The sequence below is a fragment of the Actinoplanes sp. NPDC049598 genome (assembly GCF_040675435.1).
GTDB lineage: Bacteria > Actinomycetota > Actinomycetes > Mycobacteriales > Micromonosporaceae > Actinoplanes.
Map to the genome: position 1 here is coordinate 51,271 of NZ_JBFAOX010000020.1, position 14,539 is coordinate 65,809.

General features: G+C 74.0%; 14 protein-coding genes. 13 read left to right on the plus strand and 1 reads right to left on the minus strand.

What is annotated here, in order from left to right:
- The first annotated feature begins 123 nt into the window (after window positions 1-123).
- The 10 genes from AB0J66_RS35450 to AB0J66_RS35495 are packed head-to-tail and all read left to right on the plus strand — an operon-like array spanning window position 124 to window position 11,287.
- Window positions 124-1,752, plus strand: coding sequence for a carbamoyltransferase C-terminal domain-containing protein (locus tag AB0J66_RS35450; protein ID WP_364670360.1), 1,629 nt, complete (start codon window positions 124-126; stop codon window positions 1,750-1,752).
- Window positions 1,749-2,897 carry a glycosyltransferase gene (locus AB0J66_RS35455; protein WP_364670363.1) on the plus strand — a complete coding sequence of 383 codons (1,149 nt, stop codon included), beginning with the start codon at window positions 1,749-1,751 and terminating at the stop codon, window positions 2,895-2,897. The genes AB0J66_RS35450 and AB0J66_RS35455 overlap by 4 nt, the downstream gene beginning before the upstream one ends.
- Window positions 2,894-4,603 (plus strand): HAD-IIIA family hydrolase, encoded by a 1,710-nt coding sequence (locus AB0J66_RS35460; protein WP_364670366.1) that lies wholly within the window; start codon window positions 2,894-2,896, stop codon window positions 4,601-4,603. Before AB0J66_RS35455 ends, AB0J66_RS35460 begins: the two co-directional genes overlap by 4 nt.
- Window positions 4,600-5,526 (plus strand): glycosyltransferase family 1 protein, encoded by a 927-nt coding sequence (locus AB0J66_RS35465; RefSeq protein WP_364670369.1) that lies wholly within the window; start codon window positions 4,600-4,602, stop codon window positions 5,524-5,526. The genes AB0J66_RS35460 and AB0J66_RS35465 overlap by 4 nt, the downstream gene beginning before the upstream one ends.
- Entirely contained in the window at window positions 5,511-6,731 is a 1,221-nt protein-coding gene (locus AB0J66_RS35470) for a glycosyltransferase (protein ID WP_364670371.1), read from the plus strand. Before AB0J66_RS35465 ends, AB0J66_RS35470 begins: the two co-directional genes overlap by 16 nt.
- Window positions 6,731-7,354 (plus strand): SIS domain-containing protein, encoded by a 624-nt coding sequence (locus AB0J66_RS35475; protein ID WP_364670374.1) that lies wholly within the window; start codon window positions 6,731-6,733, stop codon window positions 7,352-7,354. Before AB0J66_RS35470 ends, AB0J66_RS35475 begins: the two co-directional genes overlap by 1 nt.
- Entirely contained in the window at window positions 7,351-8,748 is a 1,398-nt protein-coding gene (locus AB0J66_RS35480) for a PfkB family carbohydrate kinase (protein ID WP_364670377.1), read from the plus strand. Before AB0J66_RS35475 ends, AB0J66_RS35480 begins: the two co-directional genes overlap by 4 nt.
- Window positions 8,749-8,752: 4 nt before the next feature.
- A complete protein-coding gene (locus AB0J66_RS35485) occupies window positions 8,753-9,433 on the plus strand; it encodes an SDR family oxidoreductase (protein ID WP_364670380.1) in 681 nt (226 codons plus the stop codon).
- Window positions 9,430-10,332: a glycosyltransferase family 9 protein gene (locus tag AB0J66_RS35490; protein ID WP_364670383.1), complete on the plus strand. Its 903-nt coding sequence runs from the start codon at window positions 9,430-9,432 to the stop codon at window positions 10,330-10,332. Before AB0J66_RS35485 ends, AB0J66_RS35490 begins: the two co-directional genes overlap by 4 nt.
- Window positions 10,313-11,287 carry a DNA topoisomerase IB gene (locus tag AB0J66_RS35495; RefSeq protein WP_364670386.1) on the plus strand — a complete coding sequence of 325 codons (975 nt, stop codon included), beginning with the start codon at window positions 10,313-10,315 and terminating at the stop codon, window positions 11,285-11,287. The genes AB0J66_RS35490 and AB0J66_RS35495 overlap by 20 nt, the downstream gene beginning before the upstream one ends.
- On the opposite strand, the gene AB0J66_RS35500 is transcribed toward AB0J66_RS35495, so the two are convergent.
- Window positions 11,277-11,702 carry a MarR family transcriptional regulator gene (locus AB0J66_RS35500; protein ID WP_364670389.1) on the minus strand — a complete coding sequence of 142 codons (426 nt, stop codon included), beginning with the start codon at window positions 11,700-11,702 and terminating at the stop codon, window positions 11,277-11,279. The genes AB0J66_RS35495 and AB0J66_RS35500 overlap by 11 nt on opposite strands.
- 91 nt (window positions 11,703-11,793) lie before the next feature.
- Here AB0J66_RS35500 and AB0J66_RS35505 point away from each other — a divergent pair, with 91 nt between their 5' ends.
- From AB0J66_RS35505 to AB0J66_RS35515, 3 genes are all read left to right on the plus strand, one after another.
- Window positions 11,794-12,453, plus strand: coding sequence for an NAD(P)H-binding protein (locus AB0J66_RS35505; RefSeq protein ID WP_364670392.1), 660 nt, complete (start codon window positions 11,794-11,796; stop codon window positions 12,451-12,453).
- A gap of 40 nt (window positions 12,454-12,493) precedes the next feature.
- Window positions 12,494-12,790: a hypothetical protein gene (locus AB0J66_RS35510; protein ID WP_364670394.1), complete on the plus strand. Its 297-nt coding sequence runs from the start codon at window positions 12,494-12,496 to the stop codon at window positions 12,788-12,790.
- Between the two features lie 74 nt (window positions 12,791-12,864).
- Window positions 12,865-14,532, plus strand: coding sequence for an EAL domain-containing protein (locus AB0J66_RS35515; protein WP_364670397.1), 1,668 nt, complete (start codon window positions 12,865-12,867; stop codon window positions 14,530-14,532).
- Window positions 14,533-14,539: the final 7 nt, after the last annotated feature.

Genomic DNA, 14,539 nt, shown 5'->3' on the forward strand with positions numbered 1-14,539 from the left:
GCGTTTGCCCGGGAGCAAGGGTTCCAAACCTGCTATCAGTGCAGGTGGGAGGCCAGATTTTATTTTTTAGAGAAGTCAATGATCATGCGAGTACTTCTCTTCCGCCGGGGTATCCGGCGGCCCATGCGTGTCCTGGGAATCAACGCCATCTTCCACGATCCGGCCGCCGCGCTGATCGTCGACGGCCGCGTCGTGGCCGCCGCCGAGGAAGAGCGGTTCAGCCGCCGCAAGCACGGCAAGAGGCCCGTCCCGTTCGCCGCCTGGGAGCTGCCCGAACAGGCCGCCGCGTGGTGCCTGGAGGAGGCCGGCCTGCGCCCCGGGGACCTGGACGCGGTGGCCTACTCGTTCGACCCCGGAATGACCCGCGACCTGGCGGGCCTCGGCGTCAGCGACCCGTCCGACGCGATGCGCGTCGACTACGCCCGCCGGGCCCCGCAGTTCCTGGCCACCGCCCTGCCCGGCCTCGACCCGTCCCAGGTCACCTTCGTGCCGCACCACGTGGCCCACGCCGCCTCGGCCGGGTTGTCGGTGCCCGAGGACAGCGCGGTGCTCGTGCTCGACGGGCGCGGCGAGGTGGCCAGTCACCTGGCCGGCGCCTACCGAGGGGGCGAGCTGGAGATCCTCAAGAGCCAGGAGCTGCCGCACTCGCTCGGCCTGCTCTACGAGGACCTGACCCGCCACCTCGGGTTCCTGCACTCCAGCGACGAGTACAAGGTGATGGCGCTCGCCTCGTACGGCACGCCCAAGTTCCTCGGTCTTCTCCGCGACCTCGTGCACGCCAACGACGACGGTGGCTTCACCGTCGAGCGCATCGACTGGGACGCCCTGGCCAAGGCGCGCACGGCCGACGGCGAGATGACCGAGGCCCACGCCGACCTGGCCTCCAGCGTGCAGGTGCGGCTCGAGGAGGTCATGCTCGATCTGGCCCGCTGGACGTACGACGCCGCGGGCGGCCCGAGAACCCTGGCCATGGCCGGTGGCACGGCGCTCAACTGCGTGGCCAACGCGCGGATCGCGGCCGAGGGCCCGTACGAGCGGGTCTGGGTGCAGCCCGCGGCCGGCGACTCCGGCACCGCGCTCGGCGCCGCCCTGGCCGTCGGCAAGCAGAACATCCCGTTCGGCACGGCCGCGCTCGGCCGCGGCTGGAGCGACGACGAGCTGGAGGCCGAGCTCAAGCGGGCCGCCCTGCCCTACACCCGGCCCGAGTCGATCGCGGCCGAGGCCGCCCGCGTCCTCGCCGGCAACGGCATCGTCGCCTGGTACCAGGGGCGCAGCGAGTACGGCCCGCGCGCGCTCGGGCACCGCTCCCTGATCGCCCACCCGGGCGACAAGGACACCCAGACCCGGATGAACGACGTCAAGGGCCGCGAGCAGTTCCGCCCGATCGCGCCGATGGTCCGGGCCGAACGGTTCGCCGACATCTTCGAAGGCGTCTACCCGAGCCCGTACATGCTCTTCGTGCACAAGGTGAAGCCCGAGTGGAAGGACCGCATCCCGGCGGTCACCCACGTCGACGGCACCGCCCGCGTGCAGACCGTCCACACCGACACCGAGCCGCTGGTGGCGTCGCTGCTGGCCGAGTTCGAACAGCTCACCGGCCTGCCGGTGGTCGTCAACACCTCGCTCAACACGGCCGGCCGGCCGATGGTCGACACGCCGCGCGAGGCGATGGAGCTGTTCGGCTCGGCCCCGGTCGACCTGCTCGCGCTCGGCCCGTTCGCCGTGCACCGCGCGAAGGCGTTCGCCGCGTGATCTCCATAGTCGTGCCCACGCTGGGCCGCCCCAGCCTGGCCGCGCTGCTCGCCGCCCTCGGCCCCCTCCCACCCGAGGCGGAGCTGATCGTGGTCGACGACCGCCCGGCGCCGCACCCACCCCTGGCGATCGACGCTCGGGTGGTGGCCGGCCCGGCCCGCGGCCCGGCCGCCGCCCGCAACGCCGGTTTCCGGGCCGCGCAAGGCGAGTGGATCGCGTTCCTCGACGACGACGTGGTGCCCGATTCCGACTGGATCATGCGGCTGACCGAGGATCTGGCCTCGGCGGGCCACGACGTCGGCGGCGTGCAGGGCGAGTTGCGGGTGCCGCTGCCGGACCACCGCCGCCCCACCGACTGGGAGCGCGTCACCGCCGGCCTGGCCGACGGCGCCTGGATCACCGCCGACATGGCTTACCGGCGGGCCGCGCTGGCCCGCTGCGGCGGCTTCGACGAACGCCTGCCGCGGGCCTTCCGGGAGGACGCCGACCTCGCCTACCGGGTACGCCGCGACGGCTGGACCCTGACCCGCGGCAAGCGCCGGGTGACCCACCCGGTCCGCCCCGAAAGCCTGTGGGTCAGCGTGCGCACCCAGCGCGGCAACGCCGACGACGCGCTGCTGCGCCGCCTCTACGGCCCCCAGTGGCGCGAGCTCCTGGAGATCCCACCCGGCCGCCGCTCCCGCCACGCCGCCGTGGCTGCCGCCGGTTTTGTCGCGCTCGGCGCGGCGCTGAGCTGGGGCCTGTCCCAGCGCGGCACCCCCGGCCGCCGCGGCGCGGTGGCGCGGGGTGGGTTCGGTGGCGTGGTGTCGCGGGGTGGGCTTGGCGGTGCGGTGGCGCGAGGTGGGCTTGGCGGTGCGGTGGCGCGAGGTGGGCTTGGCGGCCGTGACGGGGTCGGCTCCTGGCGGTCGAAAGCCGCGGCGGCGACCGCGATCGGGGCCGGGCTTGTCTGGGCGGCCGGGACGGCGGAGTTCGCCGCGGCGCGGATCGTACCCGGGCCGCGCACCCCGCGGGAGATAGCCACCATGCTGGTGACCAGCACGATCATCCCACCCGTGGCGATCACGCATTGGCTGCGCGGGGCGTGGCGGTGGCGCGGGGCGCGACCGCTCGTGGCGGCGGAGACGCCGGTGGGGGCGAGCCTGTGACCGAGCTGTTCGACGCGGTTCTGTTCGACCGGGACGGCACGCTGATCGTGGACGTCCCCTACAACGGCGATCCGTCCCTCGTGGAGCCCATGCCGGGCGCCGTCGAGGCGGTTCAGCGGCTGCGCGCCGCGGGGCTGCGGCTGGGCGTGGTGACCAATCAGTCCGGCCTGGCCCGGGGGCGCTTCACCGCCGATCAGCTGGCCGCCGTCAACCGCCGGGTCGATGAGATCTTCGGCGGCTTCGACACCTGGCAGTACTGCCCGCACGACGACACCGCGGGCTGCTCCTGCCGCAAGCCGGCGCCCGGCCTCGTCCTCGCGGCGGCCGAGGCGCTCGGCACGTCGCCCGCCCGCTGCGTGGTCATCGGTGACATCGGCCGCGACATGAGCGCCGCCCAGGCCGCCGGGGCCGCGGGCGTGCTCGTACCGACCCCGGTCACCCTGGCCCCCGAGGTTGCCGCCGCCCCCGCGGTCGCCTCCACCCTGCTCGACGCGGCCGAGCTGATCCTGCGCCGCGAAGCCCTGGTCACCCCGGCCGCCCGGCCCGGCCCGGCCGGGACCGTGCTGGTCGTCCGCTCCGACTCGGCCGGGGACGTGCTGGTCACCGGCCCGGCGATCCGGGCCGTGGCCCACGGCGCCGAGCGCGTCGTCATGCTCTGCGGGCCGCGCGGGCGGGCAGCGGCCGAGCTGCTGCCAGGCGTCGACGAGATCATCGAGTGGACGCTGCCCTGGATCGACGCCCATCCGGCGCCGGTTGACGCGCCATCAATTGACGCATTGACGCAATCATTGCGTCAGGTGGCGGCCGATGAAGCGGTGATCTTCACGTCGTTCCATCAGTCGGCACTGCCGCTCGCGCTGCTGCTGCGGGTGGCGGGGGTCGGCCGGATCACCGCGATCAGCGAAGACTACCCGGGCTCCCTGCTCGACGTCCGTCACCGCGTGGAGCCGGGCCTGCCGGAGGCCGAGCGCGCCCGCAGCGTCGCGGCGGCGGCCGGCTTCGCCCTGCCCCCCGGCGACGACGGCCGCCTCCGCGTGCGCGACGACCGCCTGGGCGAGATCGGCGGCCAGCGCGACGGCCTGCGGGAGGTCGGCGGCGAGCAGAGTGGCTTGCGGGAGATCGGCGGCCAGCGCGACGGCCTCCGGCAGATCGGCGGCCAGCAGGGTGGCTTGCGGGAGATCGGCGGCCAGCAGGGTGGCGCCGGCTACGTCGTGGTTCATCCGGGGGCCAGCTGTGAAGCGCGCTCCTGCCCGCCCGGGACCATGCGGCGCATTGTGGCCGCGCTGGTGGCTGACGGGCATCGCGTGCTGGTCACCGGGGGAGCGGGGGAGCGCGACCTGGCCGCGTACGTCTCCGGGGGCCTGGGGGTCGAGGTCGGCCGGACCACCCTGGGTGAGATGGCGCAATTGCTCGCGGAAGCGAGCTGCCTGGTCGTCGGCAACACCGGACCAGCGCATCTCGCCGCCGCCGTCGGCACCCCCGTCGTCAGTCTTTACGCCCCCACCGTCCCCTATGGCCAGTGGGGCCCCTACCGGGTCCCGAACGTGCGGCTCGGCGACGCCGGCGCGGCCTGCCGGGACACCCGGGCGACCGTCTGCCCGGTCGCCGGGCACCCCTGCCTGTCCGACATCGAGCCCGGCGAGGTGGTGGCGGCCGTCCGGCGGCTGACCGCCGGGGCTCACGAAAGCACCGAGGTCGCAGCGTGAACATTCTGCTCTGGCACGTGCACGGATCCTGGACGACCTCGTTCGTCCACGGTAAGCACCGCTACCTGATCCCGGTCAACGAGGCACGCGACGCGATGGGCCGCGGGCGGGCACGGACCTTCGACTGGCCGGCCTCGGCCGAGGAGCTGCCCCTGGAGGAGATCCGCGACGTCGATGTGGCCATCGTGCAGCGGCCCGAGGAGCTCGAGCTGGTGCCGCGCGGCGTGCCGGTTATCTATGTGGAGCACAACACGCCCAAGGGCGACGTGCCCAACAGCCGGCATCCGATGGCCGACCGGGACGACCTGATCGTCGCCCACGTCACCGACTTCAACGCGCTGTTCTGGGACACCGGCGGCACCCGGACGACGGTGATCGACCACGGCATCGTCGAGCCCGCGGCCCGGTGGTCGGGGGACCTGCCCCACCTGGCCGTGGTGACCAACGAGCCGATCCGGCGTCATCGGGTCACCGGCACCGACCTGTTCCCGCGGTTCGCCGCGGTGGCGCCGCTGGACGTGTTCGGCATGGGTGTGGAGGGGTTGCGGGGGCCGCGGATCACGCCCTACGACGACCCGCCGCAGCATGTCATGCACCAGGAAGTCGCCCGACGGCGGATTTATCTGCACCTGACCCGCTGGACGTCGCTGGGGCTCAGCCTCATCGAGGCCATGCAGATGGGCATGCCCGTCGTCGGACTGGCCACCACCGAGGCCGTGGTCGCGGTGCCACCGGACGCCGGGGTGCTCGACACCCGCGTCAGCACGCTCGTCGAGGCCACGCACTGGCTGCTCGAGGACGCCGAGGCCGCCCGCAGCCTCGGGGCCCGGGCCCGCCAGGTCGCGCTGGCCCGCTACGGCCTGGACCGGTTCCTCGCGGACTGGGACCGCCTGCTGGAGGAGGAAACATGCGCATCGCGATGATCTCGGAGCACGCCAGCCCGCTCGCCACCCTGGGTGGCATCGACGCCGGCGGCCAGAACACCCACGTGGCCGAGCTCGCCGGGGCGCTCGCGGCCGACGGCCATGAGGTGCGCGTCTACACCCGGCGGGACGACCCGGCGCAGCCGGCCGTGGTGCCGATGGCGGCCCGGATCGACGTCGTGCACGTGCCCGCCGGGCCGGCCGCCCCGCTGCCCAAGGACGAGCTGCTGCCGCACATGGGCCGGTTCGCCGAGTGCCTCGCCGCCGACTGGCGCGACGAGTGGCGGCCGGACGTGGCCCACGCGCACTTCTGGATGAGCGGGCTGGCCGCGGTCACTGCCGGCAACGCCTGCGACGTGCCGGTCGTACAGACCTACCACGCGCTCGGGTCGGTCAAGCGGCGTCACCAGGGCGCGGCCGACACCAGCCCGGCGCGGCGGATCGCCTACGAGCGGGAGCTGGGCCGGGCGGTCGACCGGGTCGTCGTGCAGTGCCAGGACGAGGTGCAGGAGCTGATCCGGATGGGGGTGCCGCGGTCGCGGATGTCGCTGGTGCCCTCCGGCGTCAACACCGAGCGGTTCCGGCCCGACGGCCCGGTGCGGACCCGGGCCAAGCGGCCGCGCATCCTCACCGTGGCCCGGCTGGTCGAGCGCAAGGGCGTCGAGGATCTGATCCGCGCACTGCCCGGCGTCCCGCGGGCGGAGCTGGTCGTGGTGGGTGGGCCGCCGCTCGACGAGCTCGACGGCGACCCGTACGCCCGCAAGCTCTTGACCCTGGCCGAGAGGTGCCGGGTGGCCGACCGGGTCCGGCTGACCGGCGCGGTCCCGGCCCACGAGATGCCGGCCTGGTACCGCTCGGCCGACGTGGTGGCGGCGACGCCCTGGTACGAGCCGTTCGGGCTGACCGTCCTGGAGGCGATGGCCTCCGGCGTGCCGGTGATCGCCTCGGCGGTCGGCGGGCTCACCGACACCGTGGTCGACGGCGTCACCGGCGACCTGGTCCCGGCCCGCGACCCGGCCGCCCTGGCCGTCGCGCTGCGCAAGCTGCTCGCCGACGACGTGCGGCGCATCTCCTACGCGGCGGCGGCGGTCGACCGCGCCGTGCACTCCTACTCCTGGCCCCGCATCGCCGGGCGGCTCGCGAACGTCTACGCGAGCGCGGCCGGCCTCACCACCCCCGAACCCACTCGCGAGGCGGTTGCCTGATGTCCACTGATCCGACCCCCGTCGATCGGCACCTGACCGCGCTGGCCGCGGCGATCGAGCCCTTCCGGGCCGTCTCCGGCCGGCTGGAGCGCTGGGGCGCCCAGCTCGCCCGGCATCTCGGGCAGGGCGGCCGGCTGCTGGTGGCCGGCAACGGCGGCAGCGCGGCCGAGGCCCAGCACATGGCGGCCGAGCTGGTCGGCCGGCTGCGCGACGAACGCATGCCGCTGTCGGCCATCGCCCTGACCCCCGACTCGTCGGCGGTCACCGCGATCGGCAACGACTACGGCTTCGACGAGATCTTCGCCCGGCAGGTACGGGCCCACGGCCGGCCCGGCGACGTCCTGCTCACGATGTCGACCAGCGGGCGCAGCCCCAACCTGGTCGCCGCGGCCCGCGCCGCCCGGGAGTGCGGCCTGCGGACCTGGGCGATGACCGGCCAGGGCCCGAACCCGCTGGCCGACGCCAGCGACGAGGCGCTGCTGTGCCCGTCGCCGGACAGCCAAGTGGTGCAGGAGCTGCATCTGCTCTCGGTTCACCTGATCTGCGAGTACATCGACCGCACGCTGCCGGCGGTGGTCGGCCCTTTCGTCCCGGGCCGCGAGCAAGTGGGGGTGGGCGTATGAGCGCCCCGCTGGTCATCGTCGGTGACACCCTGCTCGACAAGGACGTCGAGGGCAGCGTCAGCCGGATCGCCCCGGACGCGCCGGCTCCGGTCCTGGACGAGCGTCAGGTCACCGAACGGCCCGGTGGGGCCGGGCTGGCGGCGCTGCTCGCGGCCGGTCAGGGACATGAGGTCGCGCTGGTCACGGCGCTCGCGGACGACGCCGGCGGGGCCCGGCTGAGTGAGTTGCTGACGGCGGCGGGCGTACGCGTGTACGCCCTCCCGCTGCCCGGGGCGACCCCGGAGAAGGTGCGGCTGCGGGCCGACGGGCAGGTGCTGCTGCGCCTGGACCGGGGTGGTTCCCCGCAGGCGCCGGGCGCGGCCCCGGAGGCGGTGCTCGACGTGCTCCGCGAGGCGCCGGCCATCCTGGTCAGCGACTACGGCCGCGGCGTGGCCCGGCACCCGGAGATCCGGCGCGTCCTGGGCGAGGTGAAGGCGCCGATCGTGTGGGATCCGCACCCCAACGGCCCGGCCCCGGTGCCCAACGTCCGGCTCGTCACGCCCAACGTGGCCGAGGTGCGCAAGCTGTCCGGCGACGCCGGCAGCGGGTCGAGCCTGACCGTCGCCCAGCGCGGCGGGCAGCAGCTGCGGCAGCTCTGGCGGGCCGGGGCCGTGGTGGTCACCCGCGGCGGCGACGGGGCGGTGCTGTGCCATTCGGGGCCGACGCCGCTGGTCGTGCCGGCGCCTTCGGTCTCGGACGGCGACACGTGCGGGGCGGGGGACCGGTTCGCCGCCACCGCCGCCTTGGCCCTGGCGTCCGGCGCGCTCGTCTCGGAGGCCGTGCAGGCGGCGGTCGCGGCGGCTTCCGCTTACGTGTCGAACGGCGGAGTCACCGCCGCCCTGGCGCCCGATCCGGTTGCCCCCGAGAAGACGGACGCGCTGGGTGCGGCCGCGGCCGGCGAGCTGATCGCTGCGGTGCGGGCGCGGGGCGGTACGGTCGTGGCGACCGGCGGCTGCTTCGACCTGCTGCACATCGGACATCTCGCCACCCTGCAGGCCGCCCGTAAGCTCGGCGACTGCCTGATCGTGTGCCTGAACAGCGACGACTCCGTACGCCGCCTGAAGGGCCCCGATCGCCCGCTCACCAGGGAACACGACCGGGCCCGGCTGCTCGCCGCCCTCGACTGTGTGGACGCCGTGGTCGTCTTCGACGAGCCCACCCCCGAGTCGGTCCTCACCTGGCTGCGGCCGGACGTCTGGGTCAAGGGCGGCGACTACGCCGACGGCGGCCCGGAGCTGCCCGAGGCCGAACTCGTCAAACGCTGGGGCGGCCAGACCGTCATCGTCCCGTATCTGGACGGCCGTTCCACCACCAACACCATCGCCGCGGCCCGGTCCGCGTCTTCCCGGAGGTAGAACCATGGATGCAGTCATCGTCACCGGCGGCTCGAGCGGGCTCGGCGCGGCCGTCGTCGACGCCGTCGTCAAGGCGGGCGGCCGCCCGTTCGTCATCGACCGGCAGAAGCCGGCCGCGGACGTGCCCTGGATCGATTGCGACCTGGCCGACACCCGCGCCGCCGAGGCCGCCACCCGGCAGGCCATCGCCGAGGCCGGCGGGTCGCTCGACGGTGTCGTCACCGCGGCCGGGATGGACGTGCCGGGCGCGCTGGCCGACATCCCGGGCGAGGTGTGGGACCGGATCGTCACCATCGACCTGCTGTCGACGGCCGCGGTCATCCGGGCCGCGATCCCGGCCCTCAAGCAGTCGCACGGCGGGGTCGTGACCATCTCGTCCACGCTGGGCGTCAAGGCGGTGAGCGACGCGACCGCGTACTGCGCCGCCAAGTTCGGCGTCGTGGGCTTCACCCGGGCCCTCTCGGCCGAGCTGGCCGGGCAGGTCAACGTCACCCTGGTCATCCCGGGCGGCATGCGGACCAAGTTCTTCGACGAGCGCGACGAGCAGTACAAGCCGGGGCCGGACGCGATCCTCAACGACCCGGCCAACGTGGCCGGCGCCATCATGTTCGCCCTGGCCCAGCCGGCCGGCTGCGCGGTCCGGGAGCTCGTCATCGCCGCCGAGCAGGAGAGCTCGTACCCGTGATCCTCGCCCTGCGCGCCCTCGGCGTCGGCGACCTGGCGACCGCGGTGCCCGCCCTGCGCGGGCTCCGCGGCGCCTTCCCGGGCCGCCCGCTGGCGCTCGCCGCCCCGGCCTGGCTGACCCCGCTGATCGAGCTGACCGGAGCGGTAGACAAGATCATCCCCACCGGCGGCCTCGGCGAGGGCCTGCGCACGGACGAGGCGCCCGAGGTCGCGGTCAACCTGCACGGCAGCGGCCCCGAGTCGCACCGGCTGCTGCAAACCACCCAACCGGCGAAACTATGGGCGTTTGCCAGCCCGAACGCGGGGCATCTCGACGGTCCGCCCTGGATCGAAGAGGAGCACGAGGTGCATCGCTGGTGCCGGCTGTTGCGCCATTACGGCGTGCCCGCGGACGAGGCCGATCTGTCGCTGGCCGTGCCCGGCGTCGACGTCCCGGCCGGGGTGACCATCATCCACCCGGGCGCCAAGTCGCCGTCGCGGCGCTGGCCGGCCGAGCGGTTCGCGGCCGTCGCGTCCGCGCTCGCGGATCAGGGTCACCGGGTGGTGATCACCGGCTCCGAGTCCGAACGCGCCCTCGGTGAGCGGGTGGCCGAGCTGGCCGGCCGGCCCGCCGTGCTGCGGACCGGGCTCGCCGAGCTGGCGGGTCTGGTGGCGCGGGCCCGGCTGCTGATCAGCGGGGACACCGGGATCGCCCACCTGGCCTCGGCCTACGGGACGCCGTCGGTGGTCCTGTTCGGGCCGATGTCGCCGTCGCGATGGGGGCCGCCTGCACGTCCGTACCACCGGGTCTTGTGGCACGGCACCCGGAGTGAGCGCGGCGACAGCCCGGACCCCGGCGTGCATCCCGCCCTGCTCGAAGTGACCCCGGCCGAGGTGCTCGATGCGGCTGCGGCGTTCTGACCTGAGCAAGCCCGGCTACGGGCGGCGCCGGGCGGGCAAGGGCTTCACCTACCTGGACCGCGACGGCGCGGTGCTCAAGGACGACGACGACCTCGCGCGGATCAAGGCGCTGGTCATCCCGCCGGCCTGGAAGGACGTGTGGATCTCGCCCGATCCGCGCGGGCACATCCAGGCCACCGGCTTCGACGCGGCCGGGCGCAAGCAGTACCGCTACCACGACGAGTGGCGCACGGCCCGTGACGAGAAGAAGTTCGACCACGCGCTGGAGGTGGCCGGCCGCCTCCCGAAGATCCGCGACCGCCTGCGGGCCGACCTGACCGAGGGCCGCGGGCTGAGCCGGTCGCGCGTGATGGCGGCGATCGTCACCCTGCTCGACATGAACATGTTCAGGATCGGCAGCGACCAGTACGCCGTGCGCGAGGAGGACCCGTCGTTCGGCCTGTCCACGCTGCGGCCCGACCACATCCGGACGAGCGGTGGCTGTGTCCTGATGGAGTTCACCGGCAAGTCCGGGGTCGACCACTCGGGGTCGGTCGACGACGGCGAGGTGTGCACGGTGCTCAAGGACCTCAAGCGCCGGCGCCGGGGTAGCAACCGCCTCTTCGCCTACTACGAGGGCCGCAAGTGGCACGAGGTCCACGCCGACGAGATCAACGAATATCTGCGCGAGGTCAGCGGCGGCCAGATGAGCGCCAAGGACTTCCGCACCTGGCACGGCACGGTCAAGGCGGCGGCCGAGCTGGCCGAGGTGGGGCCGCAGCCGACCGAGGCCAAGCGCAAGAAGGCGGTCTCGCACGCGATGAAGGAGGTGGCCGAGCTGCTGGGCAACACGCCGGCGGTCGCCCGCGCCTCCTACGTCGACCCGCGGGTGGTCGAGGCCTTCGAGGAGGGCGAGGTCGTCGACAAGCCGGACGAGCGCTCGGTCCGCAAGCTGCTCACCGACCTCACGGAGTGAGCTTCGCCGCCTCCTCGCCCCCGGCCGTCGCCGTGCGGCGCAGGAAGTCGGCGATCACCTCGAGCTGCTCGGCGCTGTAGGACCCGCAGATGTCGTCGACCGCGGTGATCATCCCGCGGAACTGGGCCAGGACGTCGGCCCCGCGCTCGGGCACGATCCTGACCATGACGGCCCGGCGGTCGGCCGTGTCCCGCTCCCGGACGATCCAGCCGCCCCTCTCCAGCCGGTCGAGCACCCCGGTCACCGTGGCCGGCGGCAGCCCGGCCGCCTTGGCCAGCGCGCCCGGGCTGAACGGCCCGTTGCGGACGATCAGATGCAGGCAGTCGAGATCGACGTCGCGCATGTCCAACCGCGCGCTCACCTGGTGGTTGAGCAGGGCGAGCTGAAGACCGAGCTCACGCAGAGCGTTACGCACGCCGGTAGTTCTTACGGAAGGCATATCTTTCGGTCTCCGAATTAAAATGTTACGGTTCTCGTATCATCCGAGGCTCGAAGGGTAGGTTACCGTGAGGCTCACCATCATCGCCGCCACCGGCGGCATCGGCCGCGAGCTGCTGCGTCAGGCCCTCGCCGCCGGGCACGAGGTCACCGCCGTCGTCCGCAACCCTTCCAAGATCACCGAGGCGGTACGGGTCGTCCCGGCCGACCTGGCCCAGCCCGACGTGTTCGCGCTGGCCGACGCGATGAAGGACGCCGACGCCGTCCTCTCCGGTCTGGGCGCCCGCAGCAACACCGATCTGGGCGTCGCCGCCCGCGGCACCCAGGCCCTGATCGAGGCCGCGCCCGAGGACTGCCGTCTCATCGTGGTCAGTGCGGCGCCGATGGGAACCGTCCCGTCGCCCGCGCGCCCGCACCCGCCCCGCCACGACCCGGGCGACGGCTTCCTCATGCGGCATCTCGGCGCCCGCTTCGCCAAGACCATGTTCCGCCGCCACTACGAGGATCTGGCCCGCATGGAGGACGCGGTCATGGCCTGCCCGCTGGCCTGGACGATCAGCCGCCCACCGCGGCTGACCGACAAGCCGTTGACCGGCGTGTACCGCACGGCGATCGACCGCAACGTCCGCGGTGGCACCTCGATCTCCCGGGCCGACGTGGCCCACCAGATGCTGCGCTGCGTGACCGATCCCGCGACGATCCGCCACACGGTCGGCGTCGCGTACTAGATCTGCATAGTCGGCGGGCCGGTGGGGAAAGCACGGCGGTATGACCGTCATCGCCACGCTGACCGTGGAGCGGCCCGCCGGGGCGTGGCTCGACCGGGCCCGCGCGTTCCAGATCGTCGTCGACGGGGTCGTCAAGGGCGACATCCGCTGCGGGCGCGAGATCTCCCTGGCCCTGCCGCCGGGCACCCACACCGTCCGGGCCCGGCTCGACTGGACCGGCAGCCCGGACCTGCCGGTCCATCTCGGACCGGGCGCGACCGTACGGCTGCGGGTCGAACCCCGCGGCGCCCGGCACGCCGTGGGCAAGAACTACCTGCGCCTGACCCGGGTGGGTTGATGAACTTTCGGTGACCGGGTCGGAGATCGACCCCGGCCCGGCGTACGCTCGCCGTCGAATCGGGGAGGGTGCCGATGACGGACGCGCCGGTGGTCGGCGATCTCGCCACGCCGGTGACGGTGATCGACGCCGACACCGAGGTCGGGGTGATCGAGGCGCTCGTGCGCGCCGACCCGGAGAGTCTCGGCCTGGTCGTCTCCGACGCGGGCCGGCTCCACGTCCTCGACCGGCCCTATCTGGAGACGGTTCTGGCCGGCCGGCTCGGGTACGGCCGGGCGCTGCTCTTCCACCGTCCCGTACGCCTGATCCTCAAGCAACCCGCCCTCGTGGTGCCCGCCGGCGCCGCGCTGGACGACGCCGCCCGCGCCTGCCTGGCCCGGCCCGGCGCCGACAAGATCGTCCCGGTCGTGGTCGGCCTGGCCGACGGCGGCTTCGGTCTCGCCCCGGCCGGGCCGCTGATCGAGCACCTGAGCCTCCGCTACGAGACGCTGGCCCTGCACGACGGGCTGACCGGGCTCGGCAACCGCCGCCTGCTCGGCGAGGTCGCCGGCGAGCTGCTGGCGGCCCGCAGGCCGATCGCGCTGCTGCTGATCGACCTCGACCGGTTCAAGGAGATCAACGACTCGCTGGGGCACGCGCGCGGCGACCAGCTGCTGCGCCTGGTCGCCGACGAGCTGAGCGCCTTCCCGGGGCACGCCGGCACGTTCCGGCTCGGCGGCGACGAGTTCGTGATGCTCCTCGACGATCTGGGCGACGGCTCCGACACGTACCTCGAGGAGTTCGGCCGCCGGCTGCTGCGGGTCGTGCAGGGCCCGTTCCCGGTGGCGGGGGTGCCGATCACCGCCGAGGCCTCGCTCGGCATCGCGGCCGGCTGCCTCGACCTGGGTGACCTGCTGGCCGGGGCCGACTCGGCGATGTACGCGGCCAAGCGCCACCGCACCACGGTCGAGCACTGGCGGCCCGGCCCGGCCGCCGACGGCGTGGCCGACCTGCGGCTGCAGTCCGAGCTGCGCGCCGGCATCGACCGCGGCGAGCTGGAGCTGCACTACCAGCCGCTCGTGGACGCCCGGACCGGGGCCGTCCGCTCGCTGGAGGCGCTCGTCCGCTGGCGGCATCCGCGCGAGGGGCTGCTGCTGCCGGGAAGCTTCGTGCCCGCGGCCGAGCGCTCCGACGTCGTCACCCCACTGACCGACCGGATCCTGAGCGACGCCATCCGTCAGGCCGCCCGCTGGCATCGCGAGGGCTGGCCGGTGCCGGTCGCGGTGAACCTGCCGGCGCCCGTGCTCGCCCAGGACCGGATCGTCGAGGTGATCGCGGGCCTGCTGGCCCAGCACGGCCTGCCCTCGCCCGCGCTGATCGTCGAGGTCACCGAGAGCGCGGTCATGACCCGCCCCGAGCTGGGGGCGGAGCGCCTGCGGCGGGTGCGCGAGCTGGGTGTCCGCGTCGCCATGGACGACTTCGGGACCGGTTACACGTCGCTGGCGCTGCTGACGAGCCTGCCGCTGGACGAGCTGAAGCTGGACCGGGCGTTCGTGCACCGCGTCCACGACCCGCGGGAGCGGGCGATCGTGGAGGCGGTGGCCCGGATGGCCCGCGGCCTCGAGCTGACCCTGGTCGCCGAGGGCGTCGAGGACCAGCCGACGGCCGACATCCTGACCGAGGCCGGCTTCGATCTGTTGCAGGGCTACCACTTCGGCCGTCCCGTGCCACCCGAAAGCCTGGTCCCGGCCGCGGCCGCATGACCCGCGT